The sequence below is a fragment of the Thalassospira xianhensis MCCC 1A02616 genome (assembly GCF_003326475.1).
Taxonomy (GTDB): domain Bacteria; phylum Pseudomonadota; class Alphaproteobacteria; order Rhodospirillales; family Thalassospiraceae; genus Thalassospira; species Thalassospira xianhensis.
Genome location: NZ_JPWA01000019.1, coordinates 75424 through 92521 on the forward strand (window position 1 = coordinate 75424; position 17098 = coordinate 92521).

Genomic DNA, 17098 nt, shown 5'->3' on the forward strand with positions numbered 1-17098 from the left:
TGCGCCAGAAAGCCGACCACTTCCAATATTCCATTGTTTTCAAACGGTTTTCAGTAATTCCAAAAAACTGCACCGCGTGCTTACTAGAAGCAAAACCCAACCAAAGCGAGACTTCGGCCCCTGCTCTTTCGCTGGATTGAATAGCGTCCGGGTAGAATTTTTGAAACCCCAAAATGTGAAATTTGAAGTCATGACCGCACGGCATCCCCATCTGCCCCCTTTCGCGCCAACCAAATTCATTACCGACGGCGGGCTTGAAACCACCCTGATTTTCCATGACGGGATCGATATCCCCTATTTCGCGTCATTCGACCTGTTGAAAACGCAGGACGGCTGCAACCGCGTTGCCGCCTATTACGCGCGCTACCTCGAAATTGCACGTAAGGCCAAGGTCGGCTTTGTTCTGGAAAGCCCGACATGGCGCGCCAATAGCGACTGGGGCCTGCGCATGGGTTACAGTGCAGCCGAACTGGTGGATATCAATCACAAATCAATCCGCATGATGACCGATCTGCGCGACCGGTATCAGACTACCGAAACCCCTTGCCTGATCAGTGGCTGCATCGGGCCGCGCGGCGATGGGTATAGCCCGACTGACCGCATGACCGCACAGCAGGCACGCGACTATCACGCGGTTCAGGTTCGCACCTTTACTGGCACACCAGTCGATATGGTATCGGCAATCACGATGAATTATCCCGAAGAAGCCATTGGAATTGCACTGGCCTGCAAGGATGGAAATTTGCCCTGCGTGATTTCCTTTACCGTTGAAACCGACGGCCGGCTGCCAAGCGGCGAAGGCATTGGCGACGTGATTGAAATGGTCGATGCACAAACCGGTGCCTATCCGGTTTATTACATGATCAATTGCGCCCATCCCGACCATTTCCGCGACAAGCTTGATGGCGACAACGCCTGGAAGAACCGCATTTGTGGTGTTCGGGCCAATGCATCACGCCTGAGCCACGCGGAACTTGATGCCAGCGAACATCTTGATGACGGCAACCCGGACGAACTGGGGCGACTTTATTGCGATCTGGCCGAATTGCTGCCGAACCTGTCGGTGATTGGCGGCTGTTGCGGGACCGATCATCGCCATGTCCATGCCATGGCCGAACATGCCCTGCCACGTCTTGTGGCGGCGGGATGATCGCAAAGACAAAGAAACGGGACACGAGCAATGAATATGAGCTTTAAACCAGCCGTGCGGCCATTGGCACAATCGAATACCGGCCGTCCGACACCGCCAATGGATTTACGGCGCGCAAGTAGAAATGACGCCGATATCATGGCCAAGCTGATCAATATCGCGGGTGAAGGCCTGCCGGTTTATCTATGGCAGGACATGATTGAAGGCGACGAGACCGTCTGGGATGTCGGGCATCGGCGTGCCCGGCGCAATGAAGGAGGATTTTCCTATCGCAATACCACGCTTGCCTTCGGCGAACATCAGGTAATGGGTGCCCTGATTGACTATGCCCAGCCCGATACGTTTGATCCGGTTGATCCGGCGGAAATTCCGGCGATGTTCGTGCCATTGCTTGAACTTGAAAGTCTGGCGCCTGAAAGCTGGTACATCAATGTGCTGGCGGTGTTTCCGCCATTTCGCAATCGCGGGGTCGGATCGAAACTGATTCGGGCGGCCGAACGCAATGCGGTGAATGCCGGAAAACAGGCCATCAGCATCATCGCATCAGACGGTAATCCCGGTGCCATCCGTCTTTATGAACGGCATGGTTATACCCAGTGCGCCAAACGCGCGATGGTCAAGGAAGGTTGGGAAAATCCCGGTAAAAACTGGATATTGCTGATCAAGCAGTTCTGATCAGAAGCAGGAAACGAAACAAAAGGCCGGAAGCCCTCAGCTTTCGGCCTTCTTTTCCCACGCCCCTTGCGGGGTCTGCTGCCAGTAGGACAGCTTGTGCCCTGCTTCTTTCCAGTCTTTCCAGCGCGTGCGCGCCTCGGCCACCGCTTCATGATCACGATCATCAAACAGCATGATGACGCGTTCATAATCGGCGATCTTTTCGCTGATGGCCCGGTCGGTCAAAAACAGGAATTGCGCCCCGTTGGGATTTTCATCATCGGATGTCAACCAGACCGGCTGCATTTCCGGATCACCATCGGATTTCGATCCATGGGGCATCCAGCTTGCGGCGTCATAGGTCCAAAGCAGAGTATTGAGCGCCTCGATCCTTTCCTCGGTCCCGGTCATGACGACAGCACGTTTTTCCCGCTCCAATGTCTTGGACAGCAGGGTCGGCAATGCACGTTCCAGCGGGGACGCGGTCAGATGATAGAACCAGATGTCAGCCATGGTCGATTTCTATCCCGAACATGAAAACGGGGCAAGGTGATCGTCACCCTGCCCCGCAGTTTTCTGGTCAAACCGCCCGGAAATCAGGCTTCGTGATTGTCCGCAACAAAGCGATCAAGCAGACGTACACCATATCCGGTGCCGCCTTTTGGCGTGACTTCGCTATCCTTCGTCGCCCAGGCCATGGCGGCGATATCAAGATGCGCCCACGGGCGATCCTTGGTGATGAAGCGTTGCAGGAACTGGGCCGCGGTGATGGAACCGGCCGGACGACCACCGACGTTTTTCATATCGGCAATGTCGGATTTAAGCTGGCTGTCATAGGCCTTGGACAGTGGCAGGCGCCAGACGGTTTCATTGACCGCAAGACCGGCATTGGTGATCTGGGCGGACAATTCATCATTGTTGGAAAACAGCCCGGCATTTTCATGGCCAAGGGCAATAATGATCGCACCGGTAAGCGTCGCAAGATCGACGATCAGTTTCGGATCGTATTTTTCCTGCACATAGGTCAGCGCATCACACAGAACAAGGCGGCCTTCGGCATCGGTATTGATGACTTCGATGGTCTGACCCGACATCGAGGTCACAACATCGCCCGGACGCTGTGCCGTGGAAGATGGCATGTTTTCAACAAGGCCGATCACGCCAATCACATTGGCCTTGGCCTTGCGGCCGGCCAATGCCTTCATCAGGCCGGAAACCACACCGGCCCCGCCCATATCGAATTTCATGTCTTCCATGCCGGCAGCCGGTTTGATCGAAATACCGCCGGTATCGAAGGTCACACCCTTGCCGACAAAGGCGACCGGTGCGTCCTTTTTCTTGCCGCCGTTCCAGCGCATGACAACCATATAAGGCTTGTGCGCCGAACCCTGTGCCACGCCCAGAAGCGCACCCATGCCAAGCTTTTTCATTTCCTTTTCGTCAAGCACGTCAATCTCGATACCGAGCTTTTCAAGCGCGCTGACTTCTTTCATGAAGCTTTCGGGATAAAGCACATTCGCCGGTTCGGACACCAGATCGCGGGTGAAGAACACGCCTTCGATGACCTTTTTGGCACTGTCGAACTGTTTTTTCGCGTCCTTGTGATCACGCGCGGCAATCGCGATGGATTTCAGGACCGGTTTATCTTCCTTGGTTTCGGTGGTGCGGTATTTATCGAAACGATAATCGCGCAGCATCGCACCGGTGGCGAAATCGCACGCCATGCTTTCCATGTCAAACAGGACGGTGACCTCTTTTTCGCCGGTCGAAAGGGCGCGCACGGTGACATTCCCGCCAAGTTTCTGGGCGGCGATCACGTCAAATTCGGCTTCCTTGCCAATCCCGAACACGATGATGCGCGAAAGATCGGTATTGGCCGGCGCCAGAAGCTGCAGGCTTTGCCCCGCCTTCCCCTTGAAGGTCGATCCCTTGATCGCCTTGGCAAGCGCACCGCCGGTTGCTTCGTCCAGCGCCACGGCACTTGGCATCAGATCGCCGCCATCGGTGGCAAAGGCGATCACAGCGCCCGAGGTCGGGATGGCGAGATCGGAGAACGTGATCTTCATGAGAAAAAGGCTCCTGTCATGTTTCGGGCATATGTGGTGTCTGCACCGGCAATCCCGCCGATGCTTGAATGCTTTCCCTAATCTAGCGCGTTAAATGGCGAAGAAAAGGCTTATTGCTCAAAAACCTGCGGGATTTTACCGATATGACAGGCGTGTGACGGCCAACCGGATATTTTCACCGATTGCGCAATGTCAAGGCAGGCCATTGGCAGCCCCCTATGATGGAACCGTTCCAGTTTAGCTTCCAGCTCGTTTCACGGTGCCATCATGAATGCCAAAACCACGCCGATCTCGATCTCCGAACCTATCGCCGTATCACATCCATTCTGGAGCGGCGCGTTTCGCCCGATGTTTCTGTTTGCCGGGCTGATTGCGTTGGTGGCCGTGGTCTGGTGGGTGGCGGGGATGGCGCATGGCGTACCCACGCCGTCGCTTGGCACACCGTCACTTTGGCACGGGCATGAAATGATTTTCGGCTTTGGCGGGGCAGCGATTGGCGGGTTCCTGCTGACCGCGATAGCCAACTGGACGGGACGGCCCGGTGTTGCGGGCGGGTTGCTGATGGTGCTTGCCGCGTGCTGGCTTATCGCGCGGCTGGCAATTGGCTTTGGCGAGGCATTGCCGCCCGCCTTGATCACCATCGGCGGGCTTGGTTATTTCATCGCCCTTATCGTGATTGCCGGGCGGGAGCTTGTGCTGGGGCGGAATTATCGCAACCTCAAAATCCTTGGCATTCTGGGGCTGATTACCGCCTTTGACGGGATGTTTATTGCAAGCGCACTTGGCCTGATCACGCTTGAGCCAATGGTGATTTACCAAAGTGCGATTTTGCTAATCGTGCTTCTTATCGCCCTGATTGGCGGGCGGATCATCCCGGCCTTTACACGCAACTGGCTGCAACGCGAACGGCCGGATGCCGCGATGCCGGTGATGTTTTCGCGGTTTGATGGCCTGTGCCTTGCAGCCCTTGCGATCAGTATCGTGATCGGGATGGTGGATACGGATGGCGTCATCTTTGGCGTGGTATTGCTGATCACGGCCACCCTGCACGGGTTTCGCATGGTGCGCTGGCGCGGGCATCTGACGCTACGTGATCCATTGGTGGCGATGTTGCATTTCGCCTATTTCTGGGTACCGGCCGGGTTGGCATTGTTTGGCATTGCCCATATCTGGCCGGATGTGATTGCGCCGCGTGATGCCCTGCATGGGCTTACCGGCGGGGCGATGGCCAGCATGATCATTGCAATTGGCGGGCGGGCCGCCCTTGGCCATACCGGGCGGGAATTGCGCGCAAGCCCTGCCCTTAACGCCGCGTTCGGGCTTGTGTGGATTTCAACCGTACTGCGGCTCTCGGTCGGGCAGTTCCCGGATGTTTATATCCCGGTTCTGGCGGCGGCGACTTTATGCTGGCTTGGCGGATGGCTGGCATTTCTGATCGGTTATGCGCCGATCCTGCTGGGACCAAGCCAGAAAAAGACACGCGGTATTCCGGTGAAGTAAGGACAAAAGCGGGGCATCAAACCCCGCTTTTTCGTTTTCAGGGCAACAGGATCGTCGCCCCGGTGGTTTGCCGTGTTTCAAGACGATGATGCGCCAAAGCAGCATCGACCAGTTTCAGGCGGTTCGGTGCCGGTATTTTCACAGCCCCGCTGGCGATGACGTCAAACAGGTCCCGGCTCATGTCAATCATGTCCTCGCGCTTTGCGATATGGGTCGGCAGCAACGGCCAGGTGGTAAACAGGGATCCTTTGGCGGCCAGGGTCATGATATCAAATGACGGGATCGGGCCGGACGCGGTGCCGAAACTGACGAAATACCCAAACGGGCGCAGGCAATCGAGCGATGCGGGAAATGTCGCCTTGCCAATCCCGTCATAAACAACGTCGCATCCGCGTCCCTTGGTGATTTCCTGCACCCGCGCCACGAAATCATCGGTCGTATAGTCAATCACATGATCGCAACCATTTAGGTGCACCAGCTCCGCCTTCTGCCTTGAGCCAACCGTGCCGATCACAGTCGCCCCCAGATGCTTCGCCCACTGGGTGGCGATCTGCCCCACCCCGCCAGCGGCAGCATGGATCAGGACAGTGTCACCGGGTTTGACCAGATAGGTCCGGCGCAACAGATATTGCGCGGTCAGCCCCTTGAGCATCACGGATGCCGCCATTTCATACGATATGGCATCAGGCAGATGCACGGCAACGCGGGCGGGAACATTGTGTTCCGCGCCATAGGCACCGGGCGCCTCGACATAGGCAACCCGGTCCCCAATGGCAAATTCATCGACGCCATCGCCCAGCGCAACAACCTCTCCCGCGCCTTCCTTGCCCGGTATGAACGGTAATTCGGGGACGGGATAGGCACCGGTCCGCATATAAATATCGATAAAGTTAACACCGATAGCATGATTACGGACCCGGACTTCGCCCGGGCCGGGTTGGCGAATTTCGATATTTTCATATTGCAGGACGTCCGGCCCGCCATGCCGGTGAAATCGAATGGCTTTCATAGGGTATTCCCTTCATGTCACGGGCCCGGCTGGGCCCGAATGGCTTGCATGAAAGGGATATAGCGCGATCAAAGATATCACTGTAGACTGATAGTGATGATAACAGAGTTCAAATATCATGATATCTGATCAAATCAGTCCCGATCTTTTGCGCGCCTTCGTCGCGGTTTGCCAGCAAGGCAGCATGAGCCGTGTTGCAAGCCAGACCGGGCGCACCCAATCCGCGCTAAGCATGCAGATCAAGCGCCTTGAAACCCTTCTGGAACGGCCCTTGTTACAGCGGACCGGGCGCGGTGTTATTCCAACGGCGGAGGGGGAATTGTTTCTGGGTTATGCCACGCGCATTCTTGCCCTTAACGAAGAAGCCCATGCCCGCGTGCGCCAGACAGAAATCAGCGGCAATGTCCGCATCGGTCTGGCCGAGGAAGTCGCAACGGCGGCCCTGCCGGCGGCCCTTGGCCGGTTGCATCGTGCCCATCCCGACATCCGGCTTGATATCACGGTGCAAAGCAGTGTTGGTCTGGGGCAGCTTTGGGATGAACACGGGCTTGATTTGATGATCGTGCCAACGTCGGTGACCACGGCGGATGCGCAAACGGTCTGGAATGTCGAGATGCACTGGGTCTGCGCCAGGGATCATGACATGGACTTCTCCCGCGCGCTTGACCTTGTCGCCTTTCCGTCAAGCTGCCCGTGGCGGCGGCGCATGGTGGAAAGTCTGGTGGCGGCGGGCATTGATCATCGCATGACAATGACCAGCCAAAGCATCACGGCCCTTCAGGCTGCAGTTGAAAATGGCATTGGTGTCGGGTTGCTACCCGCCGATGCGATCCGCCCCGCCACAATGCGGCTGTTCAAACCGCCTGCGGGCGTTCCCCATACCGTGACGGTACAATATGGCCTTTATGCCCATGACCGCAGGCCGCCGGTGGTTGATGCAGCACTTGGAATTTTAAGGCGCGAAACACCCGTTTCGCCAAACGATTGATCGGATTTGCCGCCTAGCCAAAATCAAACAGCGACAGGGTCGGGTTGGATTTGATGTATTCGACCTGTCCCTTGTCCGCATCGCCGGTGCAGTGCCAGCCATTGTTTTCATAAAAGCGGTGCGCGCGGATTTTGGGGTCCGCATCGGTGGTTAGCGATATATCGTTGCAGCCTTGGGCAAACAGCCATTCTTCGGCCACGCGCAAAAGTGCTCTGCCCACCCCGCGGCCTTCGAAATCGGGATCAACGAACAATGCCCATAATGTGGCCTCGAGCGGGATGGCAATGGCAAAGCCCGCCGCCGCGCCATCCAGATCGGCCACCCACATGCCATAGCCATCGGCAAGCCATTTGCCAAAGGCGGCCTTGGTGATGCCGCGTTCCGCCAGCTGATCGACCGACAGATGGTTTTCGCGCACCCGGCTTCGGATGGCAAAAATGGCACTGACGTCAGAGGTGCTGGCTTTGCGGATTTTCATGGGGTGATTTTGGGTCCAAACGAAACTGGCGGCAATTTAGCCTGCTTTGCCCGAAATGGAAGCAAAAACGCCATCAGGATGGTGGTGCAGAACCCATAGTTGGCGCGACCAGACGCACCGGCTGGCGCTTTGGCCCCCAGGTGCCGGGACGTGGCTGGAAGACACCCGCACAATGGCTGCCGCAATGGGTGCAGGCCCCATGCGCATCAAGGTTCCAGTCCGATAACTGATACCAGTCCCGCCCGATCAGGATGTGCCCGCAGTTATGGCAAAAGGTGCTTGAACCCGCCTTGTCATGAACATTACCGACATAAGCATACCGAATGCCGTTTTTCATCGCGATCTCTCGCGCCCGGATCAGGGTTGCGGGCGGGGTGCGCGGATGATCCATCATTTTCCAGTCGGGATGAAAGGCGGTGAAATGCATCGGCACGTCGGGGCCAAGTTCACCCGCCACCCATGATGTCATTTCATCGAATTCCGCGTCGCTGTCATTCTCGCCGGGGATCACCAGATTGGTCAGTTCAAACCACACCCCGGTTTCATGTTTAAGATATTGAAGCGTTTCCAGAACATCGGCCAGATGGGCGGAACAAAGCTTGTGATAGAAATCCTCGGTAAAGCCCTTGAGATCGACATTCGCCGCGTCCATATGGCGGAAGAATTCCTCGCGGGCTTTATCCCCGATATAACCTGCCGTGACGGCGACGGTGCGAATGCCGGCTTCGCGGCAGGCTTGGGCCACATCCACCGCATATTCCAGAAAAATCACCGGATCGTTATAGGTAAAGGCGACTGCCGAACAGCCATATTCCTTCGCAGTTCTGGCGATCATTTCAGGCGTTGCGAGCGATCCCAGCCTGTCCATTTCACGTGCCTTGGAAATCTCGTAATTCTGGCAGAACTTGCAGGTCAGATTACAGCCAGCCGTGCCAAAGGACAGGATCGGGGTACCGGGCAGGAAATGGTTGAGCGGCTTTTTTTCGATCGGATCAATGCAAAAGCCCGATGACCGGCCCCATGTGGTCAAAACCACCTGATCACCCTCGCGTGCCCGGACAAAACACAGGCCACGCTGCCCGTCCTGCAGCTTGCAAAAGCGCGGGCAGACATCGCACTGGATACGGCCATCCTCAAGATGGTGCCAGTAGCGGCCGGGAACGGTATCGATTGCATTGTTCGCTTGCATAAATGCAGAAAACCTTATTTTCCGGAGCGCCTGTTAGGTTATCATTTAGTGATCAATACACGAAAAGCGAAAACCAATCGGGAAAATGTCCAATGCTATTCTTTGAAAGAATGAAAACACAACGCGGAGAGTGGCCGAAGACCTTTGAGAAAAATCATTTTCCCGACAATGCCCGAACACAATGCTGGCAATTGCTTTCACCCAAAATCCGAAATTTTGAGATAATTGTTCGAATTTTGCGACACGCAGTTGGTGTATACAAACTCAACAATGTGGGTTCACCGAGTGCATATTCATCTGAAAGATTCAATTACAGTGCAGAACTCCAAGCTTTTTTGCACAACGGGATGGATGGAGGAAGTTCGCCACAAGATATTGATTATGCGCTTACCACTATTGAGTTAATGGCTCAAAAGTCTGGTTATGACTCAGAAAATGCCATTGACGCGGTTAATTATAAGCTCCGATTAGCCGGAGTTGGATACAAGTATATAGATGGCCAGCTAATACCCGTTGATGACGAAGAACTAACAAATGACGCAGTTATTCCAACGATAAGCCTTTTGAATAGGGATGAATTCACAGATTCATACAATTATCTGCGTCAGGCTTTTAGTGATTACAAAGAAGGAACCAGTGAAAGTTCTCAGAACGCGATAGATAATACGGTTAAAGCAGTTGAGGCTGCTCTCAAGATTATTCTCAAGAACCTCGGGATAATCTACGGCGACAAAGATACCTATATGCCATTAATACAAAAAGCGGCAGAAAACGGTCTATTTCCAGCGATTGCGTCCGACAAACTGGCACCTATAACCAATGAGTTAAAAGCACTAGGTGAAATCCGAAATAAAGAGGGCGGTCACGGCGGTCCCGATAAAAAGGTTTCAGACAAGGCGGTTCGCCTTGCGATACATCATGCAACAGCCAACCTTCTATATATCGTTGAGTCATATCTGGAACGGAAACAATAAGCCCTAACGCAGGAACATAAATGCCCCTCATCCGCCCACCTGCCATTGCCGGAACGTTTTATCCCGCAGCACCCGATATGTTGCGCAGCGAGATTGACGGGTTGATCCATGCGGCGGTCGAGAGCCAGACGGAGAATGATACGCCAATCCCCAAGGCGATCATTGTGCCCCATGCCGGGCTGATGTTTTCGGGCACGATTGCCGGTTTGGGCTTTGCCACGGTTCGGGCATTAAAGGGCACGGTCAAACGGATCGTGATCATTGGCCCGGCACATCGCATGGCGTTTCAGGGGATTGCGATTGCCAAGGCGGAAGGGTTTGCCACACCACTTGGCGATGTGCACTGTGATCTGGCCGGATTGCAGGCGGCCCTTGCATGGCCGCAGGTGCAGGTCCTGGACGAGGCGCACACGCAAGAGCACGGGCTTGAGATCGAATTGCCGTTTATCCAGCGATTGTTTGGCGAAGATGCCGATATCGGGATTGTGCCCCTACTGGTCAGTCGATGCAGCGCATGGCAGGTGCATGAGGTGATCGAGGCCCTTTGGGGCGGGCCGGAAACCCTGATCGTGATTTCATCGGACCTGTCGCATTTTCATGATTACGATACCGCCAAACGCATCGACGACAATACGCGTGCAATGATCGAACGGTTTGACGCCGAAAGTATCACAAGCGGCGATGCGTGCGGCGCGTTGCCGGTTGCCGGAATGCTGATATCGGCGCGCAATCGCGGCATGCGGATCAGGACACTTGGTATGTGCAATTCCGGCGATGTGACGGGCGATAAATCACGTGTGGTCGGCTATGGCGCGTGGGCGGTTTATGCGGGGTCAGAGGATATGCGCGAGGATGAAAAGACGAGCAAATCATCAGGCGGCTTTGTCGGCATGACCGAAAAGCTTCTGGCCGATCACGGGGCCATGATGATTGATCTGGCGCGGCAATCGATCTGGCACGGGATCACGCATGGCGGGCCGCTTCGTATTGATCCGGCATTGGTTTCACCCGAACTTCTGCAATCGGGTGCATGTTTTGTGACACTAAAGAAATCCGGCCAGCTTCGCGGCTGCATTGGATCGGTGATGGCGCATCGCGATCTTGCAACGGATCTGTGTGAAAATGCCTTCAAGGCCGGGTTTGGCGACCCGCGTTTTCCAGCCCTTCGCCAGGATGAATTGAATGACGATCTGGAATTATCGATCTCGGTCCTTTCACCGCCGCGTGATTTTCCGTTTGAAAACGAGGCCGATCTGATCGCGAAACTGACACCCCATGAGGATGGCATTATCCTGTCGGATGGCAATCATCGTGGCTTGTTCCTGCCGCAGGTGTGGGAGCAATTGCCCGATCCGGCGGATTTCGTGGCACAATTGAAACGCAAGGCCGGGCTTTCGACGGATCACTGGTCGGATCGCATGCGCGCCCAACGGTTTGTCACGCGCGGCATATCGGGCAAGGACATCACGCCCAGGGATTTCTGGCAGCAATCGAACCCGATGCCATGAGCATTGCCGGATCAGACAACATCAATGCCCGTGATGCCCGTTATCGTTATTTCATTGAAAGCGTGATCGCGTGGGAAGGGGTTTGGGGGCTTTATGACAAGGGCTGGCTGTTGTGCCGCGGCAATGATGGCACCCGATATTGCCCGTTTTTCGCAAGCCATGACCATGCCGACGCATGGAACGAGATTGCGCAAACCGGCTATGTCCCGACCGCCATCACCCTGGTTGAACTGACCGAAAATCTGTTGCCCGATCTTGCCCGGAACAGGATTGAACCCGGCATTTCACCCACCGGCGATGATGGCCCGATCCTGCCAAGGCATTCGGCACTGCATGATGACTTGATGGTGGCGTTAAAGAAATCGATCACCGGCTAGGGATGTGGGACAGCGTTTTCGCAAAGCGCAGCTTTGGCAGGGCCCGTGCCCCATTGCGTTCATAAAACCGGGCAGCATCGATATTCCAGTCGGGCGTTTGCCATTCCATCCAGCCAAGGTTTTGCAGCCGTGCGAGATTTTCAAACGCGGCCAGCATCCGCGCGCCAAGCCCGGCCCCACGGCTTTGCGGCGCAAGGTAAAGACAATCCAGATGCAGGAAGCAGGCGGCCTTCCATGTTGAAAATTCGATACTGGCCGCACCATAGCCGACCAGCTCCACACCCCTGCCCGCCACCATTACGCTCAGGTGGGCATCCGCGCCAAACAGATATCGGGGCAGGTTTTCGGCCAGATGGGCGCGATTGACCTTCTGGCGTTCAAAATCCGCGTGATCGGCAATCAGGTCAATCAGACGGGGCAGATCATCCGGGACGGCGGTGCGGATTTCATACGGCACTGGTGATGACGTCATTGGTGCGATCCGGTGGCAAAGAATACGATGGGCCGACAGGCAGCGATCCTGTCAGCCCATATTGGCGGGCGGTGGTTACCGTCAAATCAAGCATCCGGTTCCGTAAGGCTGAACCCTTCGTCGATCCATCCGGTCACGCCACCAATCATCAGTTTGACCGGCAGGCCAAGGGCAGCCAGCCGACAGGCGGCCTTGTTGGCTCCATTGCAATGCGGACCGGCGCAATAAACCACAAAGGTTTTGCCGGCGGGATATTCGGCCATGCGGCGTTCGGTCATCTTGCCATGCGGGATGTTGATCGCACCTTCGATATGGCCGCCGTGATACAGCGCGGGGGACCGGACATCGACAAGAATGAAATCATCAGCGCCTGATTGCAGGCTTGCATGCGTGTCCCAGCAATCAGTTTCAAATTGCAGCATCGCATCAAAATGGGCGCGTGCGATATGCGACGGTGCGGGGGTGATTTCATTGATCAGGCTTTTCATTAGGGTGGCTCCGTTTTCAATCATCATGGGTGATGGGATGATCGTAACGATTGCCATTTTTTGCGATAGTGGCCAAAATGCCATTATTCGGTAATTTTTCGCCAAACCGCATTTTAACGGAAACAAATCCGGTCATGCTCGATCATCGTGCCGCAGATATCAAACCAACCGACGCCCTGCACCATGTTGTGGTGCTGGCCTATGACGGGCTTTGCACATTTGAATTTGGCATAGCCCTGGAGGCATTTGCCCTGCCCCGGCCGGAATTTGATTTTCCGTGGTATCGCTGTTCGATTGCGGGGATTGACCCGGAAATCCGGGCGATGGGCGGGTTTCGGGTGGCGACCGATGCCGGGATCGAATTGATTGATCAGGCCGATACCGTGATCATCCCCGGCTGGCGCGGGGCGGATGTGATGCCCGATGCGGCACTTTGTGATGCGTTAAGGCGCGCTCATGCCCGCGGATGCCGGTTGGTAAGCATCTGTTCGGGTGTGTTTGTCTTGGCGGCAAGTGGTTTGCTGGCAAACGGTCGGGCGACGACGCATTGGCGATATACCGACCGGCTCCACGCGATGTATCCCGATATCGAGATTGTCGATGATGTTTTATATGTCGAAAACAGCCAGATCATCACATCGGCGGGCAGCAGTGCGGGGATTGATGCCTGTTTGCATGTGATCCGGTCCGATCATGGTGCACAGGTTGCCAATGTGGTCGCACGGAGGTTGGTGATGCCGCCCCATCGTGATGGGGGACAGGCGCAATATGTCGAAGCACCGGTGCAGGAACGACCGGGCAAATCGATTGCAGCCGTTCTGGACTGGGCACGCGGCAAACTGGCCGAACCAATTGAAATCGGCGAAATGGCCGACTTTTCGGGACTAAGCGAAAGAACATTTTTGCGACGCTTCCGCGAAGGTACCGGCATGGCTCCGCTTAAATGGCTGCGGCGTGAACGGGTTTTGCGGGCGATGAAATTGCTTGAAGAAACCAGTTTGCCGCTAGGTGACATTGCCGAGCAATGCGGGTTCCAGTCGATGGAAACATTTCGCATCGCGTTTCGCGATATCGCCCATGTGCCCCCGGCCCGCTATCGCAACCGGTTTCGGGTCAGTCAACCGGCGTGACCGGGCATATCGTCCTGAGGGCAGATGATTGCGATGATGAACGTGAACAGGAAAGTGAACGTGATCTCGCCATAATGGGACGGTCTTACTGGACGTGATGGGCAAAATTCCCTATGCCCTTTGCACGCAAAAGATTAACCAGACGAGATTGCCATGACGATTGCCCTTCCGGCCGATGCCAGTGCCCTTGAAAACGGGTTGATTGAAATTGCGCGCCGTGCCGGTGCCGCCATGATGAAAATCTATGACACCGATTTCGAAATCCGGTCCAAGGATGATGCATCCCCGGTGACCGAGGCCGACGATGCCGCCGAGGCAGTGATCCTGCCCGGTCTTCGCGCCCTGACCCCGAATGTCAAAATCGTGTCCGAGGAAAGTGCGGCTGCAGGTGACATTCCCGATGTGAACGGGGATACCGATTTCTTCTGGCTGGTGGATCCGCTGGACGGGACCAAGGAATTCATCAAACGCAACGGCGAATTCACCGTCAATATTGCCCTGATTGCCAAGGGCGCACCGGTTCTGGGTGTGGTTTATGCCCCGGCGATTGAAAAGCTTTATTACGGCGGACCGGATGGCGCAAAGCTGATTGAAGGCAATGGTGATGTTGATGACACAACCCGCGCCATCACCGTGCGCGACATGCCCGAAGACGGGGTAGTTGTCGTCGGATCGCGTTCGCATGGCGATCCCGAGGCGATGAAAGCCTTTCTGGGCGACCTTGCGGTCAAGGAACTGCGCCCGGCGGGAAGCTCGCTTAAGCTCTGCCTTCTGGCCGAAGGGGTTGCTGACCTTTATCCGCGGCTTGGTCCGACCATGGAATGGGATATCGGTGCCGGTCATGCGGTTCTGGCAGCCGCCGGTGGCGTGGTCGAGAATATGGACGGGACTCGGTTTGCCTATGGCAAGGCCGATTTCCGCAATCCGTTCTTCATCGCACGCAGCCCATCCGTGCCGGTGACCTACCAATCCTGATCTATCGCGAAGCGGTAGGCGATCCGAATAATAGAACGATCATAGCGGCTTGTCTTTTGTGCGGCGCATCAAAGGCGGGCCGCATTGCATATGGCGCATATCACGATGCATGCCAGACCGCAGAAACCTTGACATTTTTGGCAATTTGAATGATGATCGGGCCATCGCCACACAAAGTGTAGGTGACGTAAATAGCCGCCGGAATCACGGCGACGCGGTCCGGGTCACTGCCGCGGAGCGACCACCGGGCTAGAGCGTAAAATGGAGCCGCCATCTTGATGGCGGCTCTGCGCTGTTTGGGGTTAGTTTCCCGGTGCCGGTGTGGCGCGGCGCATCATCAAAAGCAGTACCGAAATGCCTGCCGACAGTAGAACAAGGATCGGCAAGGCCCAGCTTCCGACCATCACCAGAAGCGACGTCCCCGCCGACGGGCCAACGATGGCCCCCAGCGTATAGCTTTGCGATACAATCACGAGAACGCCGACCTGATATCCCTGCCCCCGGCCACTGGCCGCGATCAGGACGGCAGCGGTATAAAGCCCGGCCACCGCGATCCCCAATGCGAACTGAATGGTGGCGGCAAAGATGCCATATCCGGCAAGCGCCATCGGCACCGCCCCCACCAGAAGCAATCCGAAGCATAGCCATGCCAGTTTGATCGGGCCGCTTTTATCGGAAACATAGCCGACAAGCGGCTGGCAGATCGTGCCACCAAAAACAAAGATCGCGGCCAGCCACAACCCGGCTTCGGCAAGCCCAGTGTCGCGTTGCGACTGCAAGGGCAGGACCGACAAAAAGCAGATTTCGACAAACCCTGCGACAAAGGCAATCAGCACCAGATCCCAATGATCAATCCAGCGCCGGAAAGCTGCCCCCGCGCCCTTTTGAGTTGATGTCATTGCAAGACGCGGCATGGCAAAGGCACAGAAAAGCGGGATGATCGCCGCCACAAGGGCAATGCCCGATAAGGCAAAGGCATCCGTGCCAAACCAGCCAATCAGGATCGGCCCCAACACAATGCCAAGCCCCATCAGGGTTTCATGAAAACCAACCACCCGGCCCAGTTTATCGCGCGGGGCCAGTTGCACGATCAACCCGTCACACACCACCCACCGCAGGATCAACCCCACCCCGGCAAACAGGGTTGCCGGCAGGACAAGAGCCGATTGCGGCGCAAACATCACCACGACAATCAGGGTGAAAAACGACAGGCCGCTGATCAGAAGCGGGATGAAGGGATGGGTTTTGCGCAAAATCGCCGCGACAAAGAACCCACCGATCAGATCGGAAATCCAGTAAAGCGACAGCATCATGCCGCCATGCCGTTCGCCCAATCCGGCATTGGTCAGTGCCAGCGGCAAAAGCGTGTCGATCACGCCGATCTGAATGATCTGCGAGACAAAGGACGCCAGATTGATCAATGCCAGCGGGATGGCAGTTTTCGGCGGAATGGACGGCATGTGCAAAGGCATAAAAGGCCCTCCTTGCGATGGATTACACCGTTTCGAGGACCTGAGCGGGTGTTTGCAGCAGGCCGGATATCAAGGACGCAGGCTTTGACACGCACCACGTGCGAACCGGGATCAATCATCGGGTTCTTCCTGCGACCGACACCCTAAACCGGGACGATCATTCTATCAATCCAAACAGCGATAAAGTCGGTTCCAGCTTGTCATTAAGCCCTATCGTCGCTAGGTATTTCACAAGGCTATATTTTTTATGGAATGCTTGATGTCCCCGGCTTTGACGATCCGCCCCTATTCCGAAGGTGCCCTGACACAGGCCGCGGCCAAGTTGCGCGCGGGCGAACTTGTCGCGTTTCCGACCGAAACGGTTTACGGGCTGGGAGCGGATGCCACCAATGACGATGCGGTTGCGGGTATTTTTAGCGCCAAACAACGGCCAAGCTTCAACCCGCTAATCAGCCATTTCCCCGACCGCGATGCCGCCGCCCAGCATGCGATTTTTGATGCGCGTGCGGATAAACTTGCAGCGGCATTCTGGCCCGGTGCGCTGACCCTTGTTTTGCCCAAACGCGATGACAGCACGGTTTCGAAACTGACCACCGCCGGGTTGCCAAGCATCGCCGTGCGTGTGCCCGCCCACGAAATGGCACGCGCATTGTTACGCGCGGTCGGCC

18 protein-coding genes are annotated in these 17098 nt (G+C 56.1%); 10 read left to right on the plus strand and 8 right to left on the minus strand.

What is annotated here, in order from left to right:
• Positions 1-190: 190 nt before the first annotated feature.
• Together TH5_RS15640 and TH5_RS15645 are read left to right on the plus strand one after the other, a co-directional pair.
• Positions 191-1150, plus strand: a complete 960-nt coding sequence (locus TH5_RS15640; RefSeq protein ID WP_114122608.1) for a homocysteine S-methyltransferase family protein — start codon at positions 191-193, stop codon at positions 1148-1150.
• A gap of 36 nt (positions 1151-1186) precedes the next feature.
• The gene (locus TH5_RS15645) at positions 1187-1825 is read left to right on the plus strand and encodes a GNAT family N-acetyltransferase (RefSeq protein WP_167443573.1); all 639 of its coding nucleotides are present in this window, start codon (positions 1187-1189) and stop codon (positions 1823-1825) included.
• Positions 1826-1861: 36 nt separating this feature from the next.
• On the opposite strand, the gene TH5_RS15650 is transcribed toward TH5_RS15645, so the two are convergent.
• Positions 1862-2317: a DNA polymerase III subunit chi gene (locus TH5_RS15650; RefSeq protein ID WP_114122610.1), complete on the minus strand. Its 456-nt coding sequence runs from the start codon at positions 2315-2317 to the stop codon at positions 1862-1864.
• 83 nt (positions 2318-2400) lie between these two features.
• Positions 2401-3870, minus strand: coding sequence for a leucyl aminopeptidase (locus tag TH5_RS15655; RefSeq protein WP_114122611.1), 1470 nt, complete (start codon positions 3868-3870; stop codon positions 2401-2403).
• A 267-nt stretch (positions 3871-4137) separates the two neighbouring features.
• Here TH5_RS15655 and TH5_RS15660 point away from each other — a divergent pair, with 267 nt between their 5' ends.
• Positions 4138-5370, plus strand: coding sequence for an NnrS family protein (locus TH5_RS15660; RefSeq protein ID WP_244204943.1), 1233 nt, complete (start codon positions 4138-4140; stop codon positions 5368-5370).
• 37 nt (positions 5371-5407) lie between these two features.
• Here the strand turns inward: TH5_RS15660 and TH5_RS15665 are convergent, their stop codons facing one another.
• Positions 5408-6379 carry a quinone oxidoreductase family protein gene (locus tag TH5_RS15665; protein WP_114122613.1) on the minus strand — a complete coding sequence of 324 codons (972 nt, stop codon included), beginning with the start codon at positions 6377-6379 and terminating at the stop codon, positions 5408-5410.
• A 118-nt stretch (positions 6380-6497) separates the two neighbouring features.
• On the opposite strand from TH5_RS15665, the gene TH5_RS15670 reads away from it, so the two are divergent.
• The gene (locus tag TH5_RS15670; RefSeq protein WP_114122614.1) at positions 6498-7367 is read left to right on the plus strand and encodes a LysR family transcriptional regulator; all 870 of its coding nucleotides are present in this window, start codon (positions 6498-6500) and stop codon (positions 7365-7367) included.
• A gap of 13 nt (positions 7368-7380) precedes the next feature.
• Here TH5_RS15670 and TH5_RS15675 read toward each other — a convergent pair whose 3' ends face one another.
• Together TH5_RS15675 and amrS are read right to left on the minus strand one after the other, a co-directional pair.
• The gene (locus TH5_RS15675; RefSeq protein ID WP_114122615.1) at positions 7381-7845 is read right to left on the minus strand and encodes a GNAT family N-acetyltransferase; all 465 of its coding nucleotides are present in this window, start codon (positions 7843-7845) and stop codon (positions 7381-7383) included.
• A 73-nt stretch (positions 7846-7918) separates the two neighbouring features.
• Positions 7919-9034, minus strand: coding sequence for an AmmeMemoRadiSam system radical SAM enzyme (gene amrS, locus TH5_RS15680; RefSeq protein WP_114122616.1), 1116 nt, complete (start codon positions 9032-9034; stop codon positions 7919-7921).
• A gap of 92 nt (positions 9035-9126) precedes the next feature.
• Between amrS and TH5_RS15685 the strand changes: the two genes are divergently transcribed.
• Genes TH5_RS15685 through TH5_RS15695 form a run of 3 tightly spaced genes read left to right on the plus strand, consistent with a single transcriptional unit; the run spans position 9127 to position 11893 of the window.
• Positions 9127-10008 carry a DUF7014 domain-containing protein gene (locus tag TH5_RS15685; RefSeq protein ID WP_147250116.1) on the plus strand — a complete coding sequence of 294 codons (882 nt, stop codon included), beginning with the start codon at positions 9127-9129 and terminating at the stop codon, positions 10006-10008.
• Between the two features lie 20 nt (positions 10009-10028).
• Entirely contained in the window at positions 10029-11516 is a 1488-nt protein-coding gene (gene amrB, locus TH5_RS15690; RefSeq protein ID WP_114122618.1) for an AmmeMemoRadiSam system protein B, read from the plus strand.
• Positions 11513-11893 (plus strand): DUF2750 domain-containing protein, encoded by a 381-nt coding sequence (locus TH5_RS15695; protein ID WP_114122619.1) that lies wholly within the window; start codon positions 11513-11515, stop codon positions 11891-11893. Before amrB ends, TH5_RS15695 begins: the two co-directional genes overlap by 4 nt.
• Here TH5_RS15695 and TH5_RS15700 read toward each other — a convergent pair.
• On the minus strand, positions 11883-12365 hold the full coding sequence (locus tag TH5_RS15700) for a GNAT family N-acetyltransferase (RefSeq protein WP_114122620.1): 483 nt from the start codon (positions 12363-12365) through the stop codon (positions 11883-11885). The two genes, TH5_RS15695 and TH5_RS15700, sit on opposite strands and share 11 nt — an antisense overlap.
• 86 nt (positions 12366-12451) lie before the next feature.
• A complete protein-coding gene (locus tag TH5_RS15705) occupies positions 12452-12853 on the minus strand; it encodes a rhodanese-like domain-containing protein (RefSeq protein WP_114122633.1) in 402 nt (133 codons plus the stop codon).
• A gap of 134 nt (positions 12854-12987) precedes the next feature.
• Between TH5_RS15705 and ftrA the strand changes: the two genes are divergently transcribed.
• Together ftrA and cysQ are read left to right on the plus strand one after the other, a co-directional pair.
• On the plus strand, positions 12988-13983 hold the full coding sequence (gene ftrA, locus TH5_RS15710; protein ID WP_114122621.1) for a transcriptional regulator FtrA: 996 nt from the start codon (positions 12988-12990) through the stop codon (positions 13981-13983).
• Positions 13984-14136: 153 nt separating this feature from the next.
• Complete coding sequence (gene cysQ / locus TH5_RS15715) at positions 14137-14958, plus strand: 3'(2'),5'-bisphosphate nucleotidase CysQ (protein ID WP_114122622.1); 822 nt, start codon at positions 14137-14139, stop codon at positions 14956-14958.
• Positions 14959-15260: 302 nt separating this feature from the next.
• On the opposite strand, the gene TH5_RS15720 is transcribed toward cysQ, so the two are convergent.
• Positions 15261-16430 (minus strand): MFS transporter, encoded by a 1170-nt coding sequence (locus TH5_RS15720; protein ID WP_114122623.1) that lies wholly within the window; start codon positions 16428-16430, stop codon positions 15261-15263.
• A 259-nt stretch (positions 16431-16689) separates the two neighbouring features.
• Between TH5_RS15720 and TH5_RS15725 the strand changes: the two genes are divergently transcribed.
• The coding region (locus TH5_RS15725; RefSeq protein ID WP_147250117.1) for an L-threonylcarbamoyladenylate synthase at positions 16690-17098 on the plus strand (409 nt) is incomplete at its 3' end.

Excerpts from the sequence above, each read along its gene's own strand:
- TH5_RS15665 (WP_114122613.1), bottom strand. The coding sequence starts at position 6,379 with ATGAAAGCCATTCGATTTCACCGGCATGGCGGGCCGGACGTCCTGCAA.
- amrS (WP_114122616.1), bottom strand. The coding sequence starts at position 9,034 with ATGCAAGCGAACAATGCAATCGATACCGTTCCCGGCCGCTACTGGCAC.
- TH5_RS15720 (WP_114122623.1), bottom strand. The coding sequence starts at position 16,430 with ATGCCTTTGCACATGCCGTCCATTCCGCCGAAAACTGCCATCCCGCTG.
- TH5_RS15685 (WP_147250116.1), top strand. The coding sequence starts at position 9,127 with ATGCTATTCTTTGAAAGAATGAAAACACAACGCGGAGAGTGGCCGAAG.
- TH5_RS15700 (WP_114122620.1), bottom strand. The coding sequence starts at position 12,365 with ATGACGTCATCACCAGTGCCGTATGAAATCCGCACCGCCGTCCCGGAT.
- TH5_RS15655 (WP_114122611.1), bottom strand. The coding sequence starts at position 3,870 with ATGAAGATCACGTTCTCCGATCTCGCCATCCCGACCTCGGGCGCTGTG.
- TH5_RS15705 (WP_114122633.1), bottom strand. The coding sequence starts at position 12,853 with ATGAAAAGCCTGATCAATGAAATCACCCCCGCACCGTCGCATATCGCA.
- TH5_RS15675 (WP_114122615.1), bottom strand. The coding sequence starts at position 7,845 with ATGAAAATCCGCAAAGCCAGCACCTCTGACGTCAGTGCCATTTTTGCC.
- TH5_RS15660 (WP_244204943.1), top strand. The coding sequence starts at position 4,138 with ATGAATGCCAAAACCACGCCGATCTCGATCTCCGAACCTATCGCCGTA.
- TH5_RS15650 (WP_114122610.1), bottom strand. The coding sequence starts at position 2,317 with ATGGCTGACATCTGGTTCTATCATCTGACCGCGTCCCCGCTGGAACGT.
- ftrA (WP_114122621.1), top strand. The coding sequence starts at position 12,988 with ATGCTCGATCATCGTGCCGCAGATATCAAACCAACCGACGCCCTGCAC.
- TH5_RS15645 (WP_167443573.1), top strand. The coding sequence starts at position 1,187 with ATGAGCTTTAAACCAGCCGTGCGGCCATTGGCACAATCGAATACCGGC.
- TH5_RS15695 (WP_114122619.1), top strand. The coding sequence starts at position 11,513 with ATGAGCATTGCCGGATCAGACAACATCAATGCCCGTGATGCCCGTTAT.
- cysQ (WP_114122622.1), top strand. The coding sequence starts at position 14,137 with ATGACGATTGCCCTTCCGGCCGATGCCAGTGCCCTTGAAAACGGGTTG.
- TH5_RS15670 (WP_114122614.1), top strand. The coding sequence starts at position 6,498 with ATGATATCTGATCAAATCAGTCCCGATCTTTTGCGCGCCTTCGTCGCG.
- amrB (WP_114122618.1), top strand. The coding sequence starts at position 10,029 with ATGCCCCTCATCCGCCCACCTGCCATTGCCGGAACGTTTTATCCCGCA.
- TH5_RS15640 (WP_114122608.1), top strand. The coding sequence starts at position 191 with ATGACCGCACGGCATCCCCATCTGCCCCCTTTCGCGCCAACCAAATTC.